The organism is Streptomyces sp. NPDC001443 (assembly GCF_053597355.1).
This window is the reverse complement of record NZ_JBSFIA010000020.1, coordinates 69,693-86,777: the sequence shown is the minus strand read 5'-3', so window position 1 is coordinate 86,777 and position 17,085 is coordinate 69,693. Positions and strand designations below refer to the sequence as shown.

13 protein-coding genes are annotated in these 17,085 nt (G+C 74.3%); 6 read left to right on the top strand and 7 right to left on the bottom strand.

Annotated features, from left to right (window positions below; translation table 11 throughout):
• Window positions 1-85: 85 nt before the first annotated feature.
• Window positions 86-1,264 carry a DUF2306 domain-containing protein gene (locus ACWC24_RS21530; RefSeq protein ID WP_450664441.1) on the top strand — a complete coding sequence of 393 codons (1,179 nt, stop codon included), beginning with the start codon at window positions 86-88 and terminating at the stop codon, window positions 1,262-1,264.
• A gap of 91 nt (window positions 1,265-1,355) precedes the next feature.
• Window positions 1,356-2,219, top strand: coding sequence for a hypothetical protein (locus ACWC24_RS21525; protein WP_450664440.1), 864 nt, complete (start codon window positions 1,356-1,358; stop codon window positions 2,217-2,219).
• 14 nt (window positions 2,220-2,233) lie between these two features.
• On the opposite strand, the gene ACWC24_RS21520 is transcribed toward ACWC24_RS21525, so the two are convergent.
• The 6 genes from ACWC24_RS21520 to ACWC24_RS21495 all read right to left on the bottom strand — a co-directional run bounded on the left by ACWC24_RS21520 (window position 2,234) and on the right by ACWC24_RS21495 (window position 12,360).
• Window positions 2,234-3,199, bottom strand: coding sequence for a DUF1152 domain-containing protein (locus ACWC24_RS21520; protein ID WP_450664439.1), 966 nt, complete (start codon window positions 3,197-3,199; stop codon window positions 2,234-2,236).
• Between the two features lie 178 nt (window positions 3,200-3,377).
• Entirely contained in the window at window positions 3,378-4,742 is a 1,365-nt protein-coding gene (locus ACWC24_RS21515; protein ID WP_450664438.1) for an FAD-dependent oxidoreductase, read from the bottom strand.
• Between the two features lie 124 nt (window positions 4,743-4,866).
• On the bottom strand, window positions 4,867-7,665 hold the full coding sequence (locus ACWC24_RS21510; RefSeq protein WP_450664437.1) for a SpoIIE family protein phosphatase: 2,799 nt from the start codon (window positions 7,663-7,665) through the stop codon (window positions 4,867-4,869).
• Between the two features lie 108 nt (window positions 7,666-7,773).
• The gene (locus ACWC24_RS21505) at window positions 7,774-10,308 is read right to left on the bottom strand and encodes a SpoIIE family protein phosphatase (RefSeq protein WP_450664436.1); all 2,535 of its coding nucleotides are present in this window, start codon (window positions 10,306-10,308) and stop codon (window positions 7,774-7,776) included.
• A gap of 130 nt (window positions 10,309-10,438) precedes the next feature.
• Window positions 10,439-11,071 (bottom strand): response regulator, encoded by a 633-nt coding sequence (locus ACWC24_RS21500; RefSeq protein ID WP_450664508.1) that lies wholly within the window; start codon window positions 11,069-11,071, stop codon window positions 10,439-10,441.
• Complete coding sequence (locus ACWC24_RS21495) at window positions 11,071-12,360, bottom strand: sensor histidine kinase (protein WP_450664435.1); 1,290 nt, start codon at window positions 12,358-12,360, stop codon at window positions 11,071-11,073. The genes ACWC24_RS21500 and ACWC24_RS21495 overlap by 1 nt, the downstream gene beginning before the upstream one ends.
• A 191-nt stretch (window positions 12,361-12,551) precedes the next feature.
• Between ACWC24_RS21495 and ACWC24_RS21490 the strand changes: the two genes are divergently transcribed.
• From ACWC24_RS21490 to ykgO, 4 genes are all read left to right on the top strand, one after another.
• A complete protein-coding gene (locus tag ACWC24_RS21490) occupies window positions 12,552-13,289 on the top strand; it encodes an ABC transporter ATP-binding protein (protein WP_450664434.1) in 738 nt (245 codons plus the stop codon).
• Window positions 13,283-15,736, top strand: a complete 2,454-nt coding sequence (locus ACWC24_RS21485; RefSeq protein WP_450664433.1) for an FtsX-like permease family protein — start codon at window positions 13,283-13,285, stop codon at window positions 15,734-15,736. Before ACWC24_RS21490 ends, ACWC24_RS21485 begins: the two co-directional genes overlap by 7 nt.
• 148 nt (window positions 15,737-15,884) lie before the next feature.
• A complete protein-coding gene (gene rpmG, locus ACWC24_RS21480; protein WP_450664432.1) occupies window positions 15,885-16,049 on the top strand; it encodes a 50S ribosomal protein L33 in 165 nt (54 codons plus the stop codon).
• Window positions 16,050-16,121: 72 nt separating this feature from the next.
• On the top strand, window positions 16,122-16,244 hold the full coding sequence (ykgO, locus tag ACWC24_RS21475; protein ID WP_450664431.1) for a type B 50S ribosomal protein L36: 123 nt from the start codon (window positions 16,122-16,124) through the stop codon (window positions 16,242-16,244).
• 7 nt (window positions 16,245-16,251) lie between these two features.
• Here the strand turns inward: ykgO and ACWC24_RS21470 are convergent, their stop codons facing one another.
• Window positions 16,252-16,968: a YoaK family protein gene (locus ACWC24_RS21470; protein WP_450664430.1), complete on the bottom strand. Its 717-nt coding sequence runs from the start codon at window positions 16,966-16,968 to the stop codon at window positions 16,252-16,254.
• Window positions 16,969-17,085: the final 117 nt, after the last annotated feature.

Below are 17,085 nucleotides of genomic sequence, written 5' to 3'. Positions count from 1 at the left end.
CCGCGCGGCCGGGTCGCCCCTACCTTCTCGATAGTCCAGAAGAGACTATCGGCGGCCGGGGTCCGGCCGCGGGCAGGGAGCCGTCGTGCGTCGTCCAACGAGGGCCGGCTGGCGCCGTGGCGCCGTCGTCGCGGTGTCCGCGGTCTGCGTGGCCTACGCGCCGATCGCGATGACCGAACTGTGGCCCTACGCCCGTCCCGGCGCGCCGGCCTTCGGCGAGTGGCTGCTCGGCCGCGCGGTCTCGCCCCGGTACGTGGCCGACGCGCTGGCGACCAGGATCGGACCGTACCGGCACAGCCTGCTGCCGATGATCGTGCACTCCGTGCTCGGCGGGCTGCTCATGCTCCTGGGCCCCGCGCAGCTGCTGACGGCCGCCCGCGGGCGCCGGCGGGCGCACCGGATCCTCGGCGTGCTCTTCGCCGCGACCGTGTACGCCTCGATGGCGGGCGCCGGGCTGTACCTCGCCCGTACCGCGCCCGCGGACGCGTTCAGCGGCGCCGCGTTCTGGATCGTGCTCGCCGTCATCCTGGTCGGCACGGTGTTCAGCGTGACGTTCGGCGTCCTCGCGGCCGTCGGCGGCTTCCCCGACCTGCACCAGCGCTGGATGCTGCTGTGCTACGGCTTCCTGCTGACCGCGCCGCTGCTGCGGCTGGAGTGGGGCGCGCTGCCGTGGCTGCTGCCGGGACTGCCCATGACGGACATCAACCAGGTGGCGATCATGCACCTGGGCTCGGTGGTCGCCTTCGGCGCGCTCGTCGCCTCGCGCACCCTGGACCGGCGCGGGCGGCTGGCCGGGGCGGGCCGTTCGTGGGTACCGCTGCCGGTGCTGGTCGCCGCCCATCTGGCCGGCGCGGCGGCCCTGGCCCTGATCGTGCACGCCCTCCTGGACGCGTCCGGCCCCGGGCGACGGCTGCTGTGGGCCTATCTGCTGCCGTACGCGGCCGCCTACGCGGTCATGGCTGTGAGTGCCCGGCGCGCCGGACGGCAGGGACGCGCCTGGGCCCGGGAGGAGTGGCTGCTGCAGCTGACGGGCCTGTGCCTGGCCCCGGTGCTGTCGGCCGGCACGGCCCCGCTGCTGGAACGGGGGCTGGGACTCGATCCGCACACGGCGCTCGTCGCCGGGGTGTCGATCGGCTGCGGCGTCCTGGCGTTCGCCGCGACGACCGTGGTGAGCCTGCGGGTCGTGTACGCCCGCGAGGTGCTCAGGCGGACGGCTCCCGTCGCGGCCCCGGCCGCGTCACCGGTCGGCGGAACGGTCGCGTAGCCCGGAACCGACCGGCCGCGATCACCCCCGCGACCGAACACACCAGCGTCATCCAGCGAAATCGACTCGAACGGATCGGAGGGACAGCACCGTGCCGGACACTCCCGTCACACCCGCCCCGGACGGACGGCCGCTGACCGCCGGGGTGGCGGTCCTGGCCACGGCGGTGGCGGTGATCAGCGTCCTGGTCGGCGGACTGCTGGCCGCCGTCAGCCTCACCGGTCGTGTCTTCGGCGCCTGGCCGTCGCCCGGCTCCCTCAGCCCGGGGCTGGTCGGCGCCGCGATGCTGGGCACCTCGCCGGGCCTGTTCGCCGTCGGCCGGGCCGCACGCTGGCAGGACGTGCGTACGCTCGTGTACGCGCTCGGTGTCGTGCTCGTCGGCCTGTTCGCCGTGACGCTGCTCAACGCCGGACGGTTGTACGTCGCCCGCGGTGGCGGCGTCGTCGCGGTGCTGTTCAGCCTGGGCTGGCTGTTCGTGCTGGGGGTGCTGTGCGTGGCCGCGCTCGCCACCCTGACCCGGCAGCATCTGGGTGCCGCCCGCCCGGCGCGCCCGCGCGCGCTGCCGCTGCCCAACTGGTCGAAGCCGCCGTTGGCCGTGCTCGGCTCGGCCTGGCTGGGCATCGGCACCGGCCTGCTGCTGCGACCGGGCTTCTGGGCCGCCTTCGTCCCCTGGGACGTCGCCCGCCCCGACGCCCAGGCGCTCGGGGTATGGGCGCTCGCCCTGGGCACCGGCGTGCTCGGCGCCCTCGCCGAGGACGATCTCGCCCGCACCCGCCCGGCCCTGCTGACCCTGCCCGGGACCGCGCTCGCGGTGACGGTCGTCCTCGCCGTCCACGCGCGCTCCGTCGACTGGTCGTCCGGCCCGGCGCTGAGCCTGGTCTGCATGCTGGCGGGCCTGGCGTGCGCGGGCGCGAGCGGCCTCGTGCTGCTGTCGAGGTCGCCCGTCCCCGCCTAGAACTCGCCTGGAACTCAGTGCGGGAACACGCGGGGCGGGCGCAGGCTCGGCAGGTCGTCGCGGAACTCCGCTATGACGGAGCTGATCTGCCGGGTCAGGACGGTGTGCTCGATCCGGTCCAGATACAGGTTGCGACGGGCCAGGCCGACCGCGTCGACGCAGAAGTACACGGCCATCAGCGGGTTGACGAACAGCCGGCTGTTCTTCGTCCGCTCCGTGAACCGCACGTCGCCGAACTCGCCGCGCACGGCGGCGGCCACGGATCCGTTGACGATGCTCGGGTGGTCCGGTGTGCTGTCCTGGGCGTGGGCGACCGCGTCGACGTAGAGGGCGCCCTCACTGCTGTCGTACGGCAGCGAGAACGCGCCCAGCCAGGCACCCTCGCGCTGGAGAGCGGCCAGGTTCTCCAGCACCAGCGCGTGGTTGACCCCGTGATAGGCGTCCACGCCGAAGCCGAGGCACGCCACCAGTCGCTGCTCCACCTCGTCGAGACCGGCCACGGCGCCCAGGCTGGCCATGTCCTCCTCGGGGGTGCCGAGCCCGTCCTCGTCCCCGCGCATGAGGATGTCGGTGCCGCCGTCCACCAGCACGATCGCGTCGACTCCGCCGAGGTGGTCCACAAGCTCGCGGTAGGCGGCGCGCAACGGGGTGACGCCCGTACGCGACAGCGCGTACACCGTGGACGGCATGCCGTGCAGCTCCAGCCAGCGGGCGAGGGTGCGCTCGGGGAAGTAGTCGCCGCGCGCGACGGTGTCCGGGCGGATCGCGGCCACGTCCTGCTCCAGCCACACGTCCAGGTCCAGTCCGTACAGGTCGGCGAAGGACAGGTTCGCGAGGTGGACCTGCTTGCCGGCCGCCCGCAGCGCGAGGGCCAGCGGCAGCCCGGCGTAGATGTCGAATCCGCCGCCCGCGCCGGCGACGAGGATCCGCCGCGCGTCACGCAGGCGGGTGAACAGGGGCGGCTCGTGGAGGGTGAACACCGGGGGAAGCTAGCAGGCATCGCCCGGGACTTCACCCGGTTTCCCGCGGCGGACACGAGGACCGCGAGGACCGCGCGGCCCGGGCGGGAGAGACGGACGCGGGGCCCGGCAGCAGGTGTGCCGCCGGGCCCCGCTGGGTGGCCGGCCGTGGTCGCCCACGGCCGGCCGGTGCGTCGTCTCAGGCGCCGCTCTCGCGGAGCATGTCCTCGCGCTCGACGAGCTTCACGCGCTCCCGGCCCTGGGGTTCGCCCAGCGCCTTCTCGGCGGCGTCCAGCTTGTACCAGCCCTCCCAGGTGGTGAAGCGGACGCTGCGCTCCGCGAGGAACGCGTCCACGGCCTCGGGCTCGGGCGAGGCCGGCACGCCCAGGCGGCCGTTCGCGTGGTCGTCCAGGAGGTTGGCGACCGTCTCGTTGGCGTCGCCCTTGGTGTGGCCGATCAGGCCCACCGGGCCACGCCGGATCCAGCCGGTGACGTAGACCGACTGGAGGTGCGCGCCGCTCTCCTCGACGACCCGGCCGCCCTGGTCCGGGACCGTGCCGGACTCGACGTCCCACGGCAGCTTGGGCAGCTTGTCGGACAGGTAGCCGACGGCCCGGTAGACCGCGCTGACGTCCCAGTCCTTGAACTCGCCGGTGCCCTTGACGTTCCCCGTGCCGTCGAGGGCGGTGCGCTCGGTGCGCAGACCGACGACCTTGCCGTCCTCGCCCAGGACCTCGGCGGGCGACTCGAAGAAGTGCAGGAACAGCTTGTGGGGACGGTCGCCGATGTCGCGGATCGCCCAGTTCTCCAGGGTCTTGGCGACCATGTCGGCCTGCTTGTTGCCGCGCCGGGTGGCGATGGAGCCGTCGTCGTAGTCGATGTCCTCGGGGTCGACGATGACCTCGATGGTGGGGGAGTGGTCCAGCTCCCGCAGCTCCATCGGGCTGAACTTCGCCTGGGCCGGGCCGCGGCGGCCGAAGACGTGGATCTCCAGCGCCTTGTTCGCCTTCAGACCGTCGTAGACGTTCGGCGGGATCTCGGTGGGCAGCAGCTCGTCCGCCGTCTTGGCCAGGATGCGCGCCACGTCCAGCGCCACGTTGCCGACGCCGAGGACGGCGACCTTCTCGGCCTCCAGCGGCCAGGTGCGCGGGACGTCCGGGTGGCCGTCGTACCAGGACACGAAGTCGGCGGCGCCGTAGGAGCCGTCGAGCTCGATGCCGGGTATGCGCATCTCCCGGTCGGCCGTCGCGCCGGTGGAGAAGATCACGGCGTCGTAGAAGGCGCGCAGGTCGTCCAGGCTGATGTCGGTCGGGTAGTCGACATTGCCGAAGAGCCGGATCTGCGGCTTGTCGAGCACCTGGTGCAGGGCGGTGATGATGCCCTTGATGCGGGGGTGGTCGGGCGCGACGCCGTAGCGGATCAGGCCGAACGGGGCCGGCATGCGCTCGAAGAGGTCGATCGAGACACCGGGCTCGGCGGCCACTTCGGACTTCAGCAGCGCGTCGGCGGCGTAGATCCCGGCGGGGCCGGCTCCGACGATGGCTACCCGCAGGGGGCGGGGCATGATCAGGTTCCCTTCGAGCGATGACAGGCGACTCGACGGGAAGCCTAAACTGAGGCAAACCTTAGTTGGTACGCGGGTCCGGTCTATGGACCCATAAGCCGCGTTTATGGGTAGACGGAGGGTGTCAGGGAAGCGGCTGCTCGGCCCAGATGAACTTGCCGTCGGGCGTGTAGCGGGTGCCCCAGCGTTCGGCCAGCTGCGCCACCAGGAACAGCCCGCGTCCGCCCTCGTCCGTCGTCGCCGCGTGCCGCAGATGCGGCGAGGTGCTGCCGGTGTCGAAGACCTCGCAGATCAGACTGCGGTCGCGCAGCAGACGTACGCGCAGGGGAGCGCCACCGTAGCGGATCCCGTTGGTGACCAGCTCGCTGAGGATCAGCTCCGAGGTGAAGGTCAGCTCCTCCAGGCCCCACTCCGCCAGCCGGCGCGTCACCCGGGCACGTACGTCCTGCACCGCCGCCGGATCCATCGGCACCTCCCACTCCGAGACCCGGTCGGCGCCGAGCACCCGGGTGCGCGCCACGAGCAGCGCGATGTCGTCGCCCGGCCGGTCGGGGAGCAGCTCGTCGAGCACGGCCCGGCAGGTGGCCTCGGGGGAGTCCCCGGCCCGCCCCAGAGCGTTGCGCAGCAGCTCCAGACCTTCGTCGATGTCCCGCTTCCGGTCCTCGACCAGCCCGTCGGTGTACAGCACCAGCCGGCTGCCCTCCGCCAGCTCCACCTCCGCCGTCTCGTAGGGCAGACCGCCGATCCCGAGCGGCGGACCGGCCGGCATGTCGACGAAGTCCACCCGGCCGTCGGGCCGGATCACGGCCGGCGGCGGATGGCCCGCACGGGCGAGCGAGCAGCGCCGGGAGACCGGGTCGTAGACCGCGTACAGACAGGTCGCGCCGGTCACGGGCGCGCCGGCCCCCTCCGCCGACTCGTCCTGGTCGATACGGTTGACCAGCTCGTCGAGCAGGGCGAGCAGCTCGGCGGGCGCCAGGTCGAGGGCGGCGAAGTTGTGCACCGCCGTACGCAGCCGGCCCATCGTGGCCGCCGCGTGCAGCCCGTGGCCCACCACGTCGCCCACGACCACTGCCACCCGGGTGCCGGACAGCGGCACGACGTCGAACCAGTCGCCGCCGACGCCCGCCTGCGCGGGCAGGTAGCGGTAGGCGACGTCCAGGGCATTCTGCTCGGGCAGGCTGCGCGGCAGCAGACTGCGCTGCAACGCCTCCGCCGTACTGTGCTCGCGCGTGTAGCGGCGGGCGTTGTCGATGGACACCGCGGCGCGGGCGACCAGCTCCTCGGCGAGGGTCACCTCGTCCTCGTGGAACGGTTCGGGCCGCTGCGAACGCCAGAAGCCGACCACGCCCAGGACCAGCGACCCCGCCCGCACCGGAACGGTGATCAGCGAGTGGATGCCGTACTCCACCACCTGCTCGGTGCGCTCCCGGTCCTGCGCACGCCAGCCCGGCGCCCGGTCGAGCCGCGGCTCCAGGACCGCCCGGCCGGTGGCGAGGCTGCGCGCGTGCGGCGAGGACGCGACGAACCTGATCCGGGAGCCGAGCGGGTACAGCGGCGCGCCCCGGTTGATGCCGCCCGACGCGACACGGTGCACCACGTCGCCCGGCTTCGGCTCGCCGCCGTCGATCACGGAGTCGAACAGGTCCACGGTGGCGAAGTCCGCGAACCGCGGTACGGCGATGTCGGTCAGCTCCTCGGCGGTGCGGGTCACGTCCAGGCTCGTGCCGACGCCCACCCCGGCGGCGTAGATCATGTCGAGGCGTTCGCGCGCCACCTCGGCCCGGCCGGACAGGGCACGCAGTTCGGTGGAGTCGCGCAGCGTGGCCACGCTGCCGGGCGGCCCGCCCGCCAGGTCCGTGGGCCGGTGGTTGACCGCCAGCAGCCGGTCGCCGACCAGGAACACCTCGTCCGTCGCGACCCGGCCCGAGGCGAGCAGCTCGGCGGTGCCCGGATCGAGGCCGAGGTCGTGCACATCGCGGCCCTCGGCGTCCTCCGGCAGGTCCAGCAGCCGGCGCGCCTCGTCGTTGGCGAGCAGCAGATCGCCGTCACCGCCGACGATGAGCACCCCTTCCCGTACGGAGTGCAGCACCGCGTCGTGGTGCTCGTACATCCGGGTCATCTCGTTCGGACCGAGGCCGTGGGTCTGGCGCAGCAGCCGTCGGCTCACCAGCGCCGTGCCCGCCGTGGCCAGCCCGAGGCCCGCGGCCGCGGCGCCCAGCATCAGCGGCAGCTCCCGCTCCGCGGCACCGCCCACGTGCTCGGTGGTGATCCCGGCCGAGACCAGGCCCTCGACCTTTCCGTCCGGCGCCTTGACCGGCACCACGGCCTGCACCAGCCGCCCGATGGTCCCGTCGACCTCCTCGACCACCGTGCCACCGGCCTGCGCGGGTTGCAGCGTCCCGACGAACTGTTTGCCGATGCGGTCCGGTCTGGGGTGCGTGTAGCGGATTCCTTCGGCGTTCGTCACGACGATGAAGTCGACGTCCGCGGCCTTGCGGGCCGCCTCGGCGGACGGCTGGAGCACGGCCGTGGGATGCGCGCTGCGCAGCGCCGCGTGGATGCCGGGGGAGTGGGCGTAGGTCTCGGCGACGGCGAGCGAACGGCTGCGGGCCTCCGCGGTCGTGTCGTGCCGCACCTGGAGCACCAGCGCCACCGCCGCGGCCACGGCCAGCAGCAGCACGATGACCACGTTCAGTACGAACACCTGCGCGGCGAGGCTGCGTCCGCCCAGCGCGGACCGCAGTCGCCCGGGTTTTTCGCGGCGCGGCCGCTCCCCGTCGGCGCGCGGTCCGTCCGGCGTGCCGGACGGCACCCGCGTCCGCTGCCCGCGCGTGTCGTCGGCGCGGTCCGGCGCGCGCGGCACGCCGCGACCGTCCGGACGGGTTGACTCAGCCCCCACTCGACCCAGGAGTCGGACCATGTGCCCTGTCTACACTGCCGGACTCCCCGAGGCGAGGGGTGTCACCGCGTGTGGCGTCCCCCTCACCCCTTGGGTTCCCCCGCTCACCCCTTGGGTTCCCCCGCGATGTCAGCCTCGGTGCCGGGGTGCGGTGTGGCGGGTGGCCAGGAGCAGCGCGATGTCGTCGGGCCGGTCGACGGCGTGCCGGGCGGTCGCGGTGAGCCGGTCGGCGAGATCCCCCAGGGACTGCTCGCCCTGCGGGGCGGCCGCGCCGGCGGCCCGGTCCAGCGCCTCGCGCAGCGTGTCGATGCCGTCGTCGATGTCGAAGCCGGGCCGCTCGACCAGCCCGTCGGTGTACAGGGCGAGGATCGCGCCGGGTTCCAGCCGCAGTTCCATCACCGGGTAGTGGGCGTCGGGAGTCACGCCGAGGACGACGCCGCCGGGGATGTCCACGACCTGCGCACACCCGTCCGCCTGGCGCAGCAGGGGCGGCGGGTGTCCCGCGCGGGCGACTCGCAGTCGGCCGGTCGCGGGGTCCAGTTGCAGGTAGCAGCAGCTGGCGAACTGGCCGGCGTCCAGGTCGACGAGAAGCCGGTTGGTCCCGCTCATGACCTCGTCGGGCGGATGACCGCCGAGGGCGAAGGCACGGACGGCGCTGCGCAGTTGCCCCATGGTGGCGGCCGCCTGCACCCCGTGTCCCTGCACGTCCCCGATCACCAGGGCCAGCCCGTCCCCCGCCTCGACGACGTCGTACCAGTCGCCGCCGACGTCCATGCCCTGGGTGCCGGGCAGGTACCGCCCGGCGGTCTCCAGCAGCGGATGCGAGGACAGCCGCCGGGGCAGCAGGGCCTGCTGGAGCCCACGGGCGAGCGCGGCCTCGGTGTCGTAGCGCTGCGCCTTCTCCATCGCGTGGGCGATCAGCCCGGCGAGCGCGGTGAGCACCGTGCGTTCCTCGGTGCTGAAGCTGTGCGGCCGGTCGAAGCCGAGGATGCAGGAGCCCACCGGGCGGCCGGAGGCGATCAGCGGCAGGAAGACGCGGGCGCCCTCCGTGGCGTCCGTCGCCATCCCCGGGTAGGCGGCCCGCATCTGCTGCATGGAGTCGAAGAACAGCGGGCGGCCGGTGGTGAGCGTCTCGACGCCCGGCAGCCGGGCGTCCAGACCCACCCCCTCGAAGGGGGCGAGGAAGCCCTCCGGGAAGCCGCTCTCCCAGGCCAGGTACAGATGCCGGTCCTGCAACAGGTAGATGGCGAGGCTGCGGCCGCCGAACGCGGGCAGCAGCTCCTGCATCACCACCGCGGACACCTGCCGGGCGGTCACCGCCTCGGTCAGCGCGATCGCGAGCACGATCGGCCGGTACTGCGGGGGCGTCGGCGCGGTGCCCGACAGCAGGCCGCCGATCCGGGGCAGGCCGGCGGCCGGGCGCCCCTCCGATGCCGTCCGGCGCACCTCGACCGGTTCGGCGATCCGGTTCGACGGCATGACAGTGCAGGTCAGAATGTTGGCACCGGGGTAGACGGACACGGCGAGCCACTCGCCCTCGAACGCCTCCTCGTCGTCCACGGCCGGGCGCCGGACATGGAAGTGCACGGGGTCCGGCGCCAGCAGGGCGCCGCGCAGGTGCTCCTCGAACGCGGGCTGGCGCAGCCAGGGGGCGCTGTCCCACAGCGCGCGGCCGAGCAGCCGGGACCGGGACAGTCCCAGCAGGTGCGCGGCCCGCGGATTGGCGTACACGACCAGGCCCAGCCGGTCCAGACAGAACACGCCCTCCGGCAGCAGACCGGCCGCCGTGTCGGCGGGCGAGTCGGCCCTCGGGTCGCGCAGCACGCCCCCGGCGCCCGCTCCGCCGGGCCCGGTACCCGGCTCGGGGGCCCGCAGCCGCAGCAGCCGCAGCGCGCCGTCCGCCGCCCGTACCGGCACGGACAGGGGCGGCGGTCTGCCCTCGGCGGTCTCCCGCAGCAGGGCCAGGAGCTGCGGGGAGTCGGTGGGGGCCAGGGTGTGGGCCAGGTCGCGCAGGGTGGCCGGGAACTCACCCGGGGGCAGGCCCAGCAGGGCGTGCACCTCACGGTCTGGCGTGACCAGGTCCGTGGCCGGATCCCAGGAGAAGCCCGCCGAGCGGTCCGGGGCCGGCCCGACGGCCGGTGTCCGCACGGACAGGGGCCGGTCGTCCCAGGCCAGCGGTGGTCCCTCGCCCTCCAGACGGTGCAGCGACCGGCCCAGGTCGGCGGCCAGACGGGTCAGCTGCTCCTGGTCCGCCCGCAACTCGGCGGCGTCGGCCGCGGCGGGGCGCAGCATCGTGAAGACGCCGAACGGTCCGGCCCCGCCGACGACCGGCACGTAGAGGGAGCCGAACTGGAAGGGCAGTCCCGCCGCGAACTGGGGGTAGCGCCGCATCGCCTCGGTCGCGTTGGGCAGGATCACCTGGACCCCGAGCCGGTAGGCGTCGGCCACCGGGAAGGGCCGGTTCACGTGCAGCCGCCACCAGGGGTGGAACAGCGGCGCGGGCAGCCCGGCGAGGACGGCGAGCCGCAGCAGGCCGGGTGGGCCGGCCCGCAGGTAGACACCCGCGACCGGCCCTCCGGCCGTTCGGATCGCCTCCGCCGCTGCCTGGGTCAGCAGCCCGGCCAGCCGTCCGGTTCCTGCCCCGTTCCCGGCGCTCCCAGTCACATCGGCCCTACCTCGTCCCCGTTCTGGAGCCGCTCACGTGGGCGACACGCGGGCGACACAGAAAGAATGCGCCCCCCGGGCACCGGTGCGCATCCGCGCGGGGTGCGCAGGCGTCTCGAGGGGAGCCCGGTCAGGCCCGCAGGAACGCGAGGACGGCCAGCACCCTTCGGTGGGTCTCGTCCGTCTGCGGCAGGTCCAGCTTGCCGAGGATGCTGCCGATGTGCTTGCCGACGGCCGCCTCCGACACCACGAGTGCGCGGGCGATCGACCCGTTCGACCTGCCCTCCGCTATCAGGGCCAGCACCTCCCGCTCGCGCGGGGTGAGCCGTTGCAGCGGGTCCCGGCGGCGACGCAGCAACCGGCGTACCACCTCGGGGTCGACGACCGTGCCCCCGGCCGCGACCTCGGCCAGGGTGTCCATGAACTCCTCGACCTGGCCGACCCGGTCCTTGAGCAGGTAGCCGACCGCCGTTCCGTCGCCGGAGTCCAGCAGTTCGGCGGCGTACGTCCGCTGCACGTACTGGCTGAGCACCAGCACGGGCAGCCCGGGCCGCCTCTCCCGCAACCGGACGGCGGCGTGCAGTCCCTCGTCCTGGAACCCCGGGGGCATCCGCACGTCGGTCACGACGATGTCGGGGGCGTGCTCCTCGACCGCGTCGACCAGCGCCACCGCGTCGCCGACCGCCGCGACCACCTCGTGTCCGCAGCGGTCGAGCAGTCCGACGAGCCCTTCCCGCAACAGCACACTGTCCTCGGCCAGCACTACGCGCAGCGGTCTGTCGGCTCGCAAGGGAACTCCACGCACAAGAGGGTCGGTCCGCCCGGTGGACTGGACAGGGAGAGTCTGCCATCGAGCACCGACACCCGGTCCGCAAGTCCGGTGAGACCGCTGCCGTTCCCGGCGACCGCGCCGCCCCGGCCGTCGTCGCGCACCCGCAGGAACAGGCGTCCGTCGCGGTGTTCCCCGGTCACCTCCGCGCGACGGGCGCCACTGTGCCTGGCGATGTTGGCCAGGGCCTCGCAGACGACGAAGTACGCGGCGGCCTCGACGCTCCGGGGCAGCCGGGCGGACAGGTCCAGGCCGACGTCGACGGGAACCGCGGAACGGTCCGCCGCGTCGGCGACCGCCGCCGGGAGGCCGTAGTCCGCCAGCACCCTGGGATGGATGCCGCGGACGAGTTCCCGCAGCTCCGCCAGTGCCTCGCCCGCCTGTTGATGGGCCTTCGCGAGCTGGTCGGCGAGCGGCCCCGGCGGTGCGTCCAGGCGGGCCAGACCCAGCGTCATCGTCAGCGCCACCAGCCGTTGTTGCGCGCCGTCGTGCAGATCGCGCTCGATGCGCCGGCGTTCCGCCTCGAAGGCGTCCACCAGCCGGACGCGGGAGCGCGCCAGCTCCACGACCCGCTCGTCCGGATCGCCCTCGCGCGGCGCGATCAGCAGCCGGGTCAGTTCTGCCCGGCCGCCTGCGACCGCCGCCAGCGCGTAGCCGCCCAGGAGCAGCAGGGCCAGCCCGAGTACGGCGAGTCCGGAGGCGGCCGGCCAGGTGGTGACCGTCCAGACCTTGAGCACCTTGGTCTCCCGCCCGCCGCCGACGGTCGCCAGCAGCAGCGGGGTCGCGATCACCGACAGGGGGACGAGCAGCCCGACCGTGAGCGCGAGGGCGTCGACCGGCCACAGCACGACGGCGAACAGCAGCGCGTATCCGAGCTCCCGCCAGGTGGCCCGTTCCCGCAACCGCGTCGTCAGCCAGGGCCACGGACCCCGTGCGGCGGGCACCCGGTGGCCGCCGGTGACCGGGTCACGGTCGACCAGGCGCAGCCGGTGCCGCTCCGCCCACGCCACCGGGATCCCGGCGAGGGCCACGCAGCCGAGCAGGGGGAGCCCCACGAGCACGACGGCGAGGGCGCAGCCGACCGCCGTCGTGCTCACGATCCCCACGAGGGCGACCACCCCCGCCGGTACGCCGGTGAGCAGGTAGGCGGCCGACCGCCACGGCCAGGGCGAGAGCAGGAAGCCCGGTCCGGCCATGGCCTGCCATACGTTCCGAGGGCGCATGCGATCACCGTAGAAGCTCCGCCCCGGCCGGTGCCATCGGCCCAGGCGGAGCGCCTGGGGTAGTGCCTGCCCTACCCCAGGTCTCGCCCCTGCCGCACTGCGCGGGCCTGCCGTCACGCGGTTTCGTGGGGTCACCGAGCAGCACGAGATCGAGAACGCTGCGGCACGGACGTCGAGAACGGTGGGGACAGATGAACGAGGACGCGATCCGACTGCACTCCGTCAGCAGGCGGTACGGGGCGGGCGACGGCGGGGTGACGGCGCTCGACCAGGTCTCGCTCGCCGTCCCGCGGGGCACGTTCACCGCCGTCATGGGCCCCTCCGGCTCGGGCAAGTCGACCCTGTTGCAGTGCGCCGCCGGGCTGGACCGCCCCACCTCGGGTTCGGTCGTCGTCGGCGGGACCGACCTGACGGGGCTGTCCGAGACCGGGCTGACCCTGCTGCGCCGTGAACGCATCGGGTTCGTGTTCCAGTCGTTCAACCTGCTGCCGTCCCTGACCGCCGAGCAGAACGTGGCGCTGCCCCTGCGGCTCGCCCGCCGCCGACCGCCCCGGGCCCGGGTGCGGGAGGTGCTCGAACAGGTCGGCCTGGGGGACCGGGCGCGGCACCGGCCGGCCGAGCTGTCCGGCGGCCAGCAGCAGCGCGTCGCCCTGGCCCGGGCCCTGATCACCCGCCCCGAGGTGCTCTTCGGGGACGAGCCGACCGGCGCCCTCGACACGCACACCGGCCGTGCGGTGCTGAAGCTGCTGCGCGCCATGGTCGACGCCGAGGGCCGCACGGTCGTCATGGTCACGCACGACCCGGTCGCCGCCTCGTACGCCGACCGCGTCGTCTTCCTCGTCGACGGGCGGATCGAGAGCGAACTGGCCGGAGCCCGCGCCGACGACATCGCCACCCGTATGACGAAGCTGGAGGCCGCACCGTGCTGACCGTCGCCCTGTGCACCCTGCGGAGCCGCTGGATCACCTTCGTCGGCAGCTTCGTCGCCCTCGCGCTCGGCGTCGCGCTGACCACCGTGATGGGCCTGGCCCTCGCCTCGACGCTGCACGCGCCCGACCGGAACCCGGAGCGGTTCGCGGCCGCGCCCGTCGTGGTGCGGGCCTCCGACACCCTGCGCGTGTCGACCCCGCACGGCGACCGGGTGCGCAGGCTCGACCGGCCGCGCGCCCTGCCCGCCGACGTCCTCGCGCGGCTGAGGCGGCTCGGCCCCGTCGTCGAGGACCGGTCGTTCGCCGTACGGGCCCGGGGCGGACCGGGCGACCTGGTGGGCCACCCCTGGTCCACCGCCGCGTTCGCGCCGTACGGGATCGACGCGGGACGCGGGCCCACCGCGGACGACGAGGTCGTCGTCGGCGGTCACTGGGCCCGGCCCGGCGAGCGCGTACGGACCGACCGGGGCATCGTGCGCGTGGTCGGCACCGTCGCCGGACACGGCTTCGAGAACGCCGTGTTCTACACCGACCGGCGCGCGGCCCGGATGTGCCCGACCAGCACCCAGGCGGTGGTGGACGCCGAGGCGTCGGCCGTGCGTACGGCGGTGGACGGCACCGGCGTCCAGGTCCTCACGGGCGACGCGCGCCGCCTGGCCGACGCCGACCTCGACCGGGACCGCGAGGCACTCACCGCGATGAACGCCGTGTTCGGCACCGCCGGCGGGGTGAGCACCTTCGTGTCGGTGTTCGTGGTGGCGTCCACCTTCGCGTTCTCGGTCGCCCAACGGCGTCGCGAGTTCGGGCTGCTGCGCACGGCCGGGGCGACCCCGGGGCAGATCCGCCGCACGGTCTTCCTCGAGGCTCTCCTGGCCGGCGCGCTCGCCTCCGCCGCCGGCTGCCTGCTCGGCGGTCACGAGGCACCCCGGCTGGCCGCCTGGGTGGTCGACGAAGGCCTGGCCCCGGACTGGTTCACCCTGGGCGATGCCGGCTGGCCGTACGGCGCGGCCTTCGCGACCGGCCTGCTCGTCGCGCTGTGCGGTGCGACGGCCGCGTCCTGGCGTGCGGGCCGCACCGGTCCCGCCGAGGCGTTGCGCGAGGCCTGCGCCGACACCCGGACGATGACGTGGGGCCGTCGGGTGTCCGGCGTCGCGCTGCTACTGACCGCCGTGGTGACCTGCGCCGTCGCCCTGCTCACCGACCCGGCCGACCTGTTGCACCGCAAGACCTATGTGAGCCGGCCGATGCTGCTGATCGGCGCGGTGGCGCTGCTCGCCCCGGCCGTGGTGCGCCCGCTGACCCGGCTGCTCGCCTGGCTGCCGGCCCGGCTGCCCGGCGCGGGCGGCATGCTCGTACGGGAGAACGCCGCCGCGGGCGTGCGCCGTACCGCCGCGATCGCCGCACCGGTCCTGGTGACCGTCGCCCTCACCGGCTCGCTCCTCGGGGCCACCGCGACCCTGGACCGGGCGAAGGCCGGCGAGATCGCGGAGCGGACGACCGCCGCCTTCGTCGTCGTCCCCGCGACCGACGCGGGTTTCGACGCGACGACGCTGCGCAGGCTGCGCGGGGTGTCCGGGGCCGAGGTGTCCGCGACCTCGGCGAGCGCCGTGCACGTCCTCGAGGACGGTGTGTCGCTCCGCAGGGACGAGGCCCGAGCGGCCGATCCCCGGCTGCTGGCCGCCACCACCGATCTGCCGGTCGTGGCCGGGAGCGTGCGCGCCCTCGACGACGACTCGATCGTCGTCGACGAGGAGTGGGAACGGCACGCCGTGGGGCAGCGGGTGCGGATCTGGCTCGGTGACGGCACGCCCAGGACGCTGCGGATCGCCGCCGTGCTGCGGCAGGGCACGGGCGGCGAGGGCGTCTACGTCACCCCGCGCAACGCCCCGGGCGCGAGCGTCGACCGGGTCGACGTCGCCCTCGCGGACGGCGCCGACCCGGCCGCCGTGGCCGACGGGCTGCGGACGGCGGTGCGCGCCTCGGGCGGCCGGGTCCTCACCGGGGCGCAGTGGGTGCGGGCGAGTGTCCCGAAGACCAACCGGACGACCCGGACCGGCCTGCTGCTCGTCCTCGGCATCGCCCTCCTCTATACGGGCATCTCGCTGGCCAACACCATGATCATGGCGACCTCCGACCGGGTCCGCGAGCTGGCCCTGCTGCGGCTCGCCGGAGCGACCCGGCGGCAGGTGCTGCGCCTGGTGGCCGCCGAGTCGCTGCTGGTCGTCGCGGTCGGCGCCGTGCTGGGTCTCCTGGTCGCGGGCTTCGGCCCGACGGGCATGTGGTGCGCGCTGCGCGTGCTGTCGGTGCGGGCCGTGATCGAACCCCCCTGGACGGCCCTCGGCCGGGCCGTCGGCGCCTGCGCGGCGCTCGCCGTGGTCTCGTCCGTGGTCCCCGCCTGGGTCGCGCTGCGCCGCAGGCCGGCGGCACTGGCGGGCGTCCGGGAGTGACGTGGGCGTACGGAGGTGGGGCGGGTGCGCGGGAGCGACCGGGTGCGGTGGGTGTGCCGGCGGGAATGCCCTGGGGAGGTCTCCTGTTGTAGGCCTCGTGACTGGCATGCACCGATCAGTGGGTGCGCTGCCGGTGAGAGGAGAATCCATGGCCCGCAACGAGGTCCGTCCCGTCGTGACACTGAAGTCGACGGCCGGGACCGGTGTGACCTATGTGACGCGCAAGAACCGCCGCAACGACCCCGAGCGGCTGGTCCTGCGCAAGTACGACCCGGTGGCGGGGGCGCACGTCGCCTTCCGCGAGGAGCGCTGACCCCGGTCCCCGCTCCGGCGCGCCGCCGACCGCGGCCACCGACGCCCGACCGAACCGAAGGAGAACGCAGCCATGAAGGTGCGTACGTCGTTGCGCGCGCTCAAGTCCAGGCCGGGGGCGCAGATCGTCCGGCGACGGGGCGTGACGTTCGTCGTCAACAGGAAGAACCCGCGCTTCAAGGCCCGCCAGGGCTGACCCGGTCTCACTCCCGGGTGTCCGTGCGGGCCGCCGCCGCGGTCCGCCTGCGGGCCATGCGTTCGTCGTGCACGAACAGCGTCAGGCCGCAGGTCAGCACCGCGGCGGCGGCCCACACCGCGCGCACGCCCACGGCCATGGTGAGGGCCGCACCGCCGAGCGCGCCGGCCAGGAACGCCAGGATGACGGCCGTGAACTGCCCGGCCCGGCGCGCCGCCTCCCGGTCGCCGTCGACGATCGCCTCGTACGCGCTCTGCGTCGCGGTACGGAGGTTCCCCGTCGTCATCGCGCTGTTGTAGGCGGTGTCCACGAGCTTGCGGAACGCGGTCATCTGCACCGACGCGGTGAACGAGATCAGTACGATGATCAGCGCGTCCGGAGCGGTGGCGGGCAGCAGCCCGACGCCCACCAGCACCACGATCTCCAGCACCAGAGCCGCCACGGGCGGCCACCGCACGATGCCCGCCGTCCGGGGACGCTTGAGCGTCTCCGCGGTCACGGCACCCGCCACGAAGGCCAGGATCGGCGGCACGTGGCGCCACGCCTGCGTCCACTGCCCGTGGGCGGCCTCGATGCCGAGCAGGACCACATTCCCCGTCTGCGCGTTGGCGAAGACCCCGTCCAGGCTGACGAATGAGTAGGCGTCGAGCGCCCCGCCGACCATCGCCAGGAGTACACCCAGTCGCACCGACTGCGACGTCGGCAGCGGTTCCGGGACGCTCACCTTCCACCTCCGGCGGCCGGCTGCGCAGCGGCCTTCGCCCTACGCTCTCACCCGCCCCGTGCCGCCACGGCGCACGACACGAACGGCGGGCGTACGGCGCGGGCGGGTGGTGCGGCG

Excerpts from the sequence above, each read along its gene's own strand:
- ACWC24_RS21515 (WP_450664438.1), bottom strand. The coding sequence starts at position 4,742 with ATGCCCCGCCCCCTGCGGGTAGCCATCGTCGGAGCCGGCCCCGCCGGG.
- ACWC24_RS21510 (WP_450664437.1), bottom strand. The coding sequence starts at position 7,665 with ATGGTCCGACTCCTGGGTCGAGTGGGGGCTGAGTCAACCCGTCCGGAC.
- ACWC24_RS21495 (WP_450664435.1), bottom strand. The coding sequence starts at position 12,360 with ATGCGCCCTCGGAACGTATGGCAGGCCATGGCCGGACCGGGCTTCCTG.
- ACWC24_RS21490 (WP_450664434.1), top strand. The coding sequence starts at position 12,552 with ATGAACGAGGACGCGATCCGACTGCACTCCGTCAGCAGGCGGTACGGG.
- rpmG (WP_450664432.1), top strand. The coding sequence starts at position 15,885 with ATGGCCCGCAACGAGGTCCGTCCCGTCGTGACACTGAAGTCGACGGCC.
- ykgO (WP_450664431.1), top strand. The coding sequence starts at position 16,122 with ATGAAGGTGCGTACGTCGTTGCGCGCGCTCAAGTCCAGGCCGGGGGCG.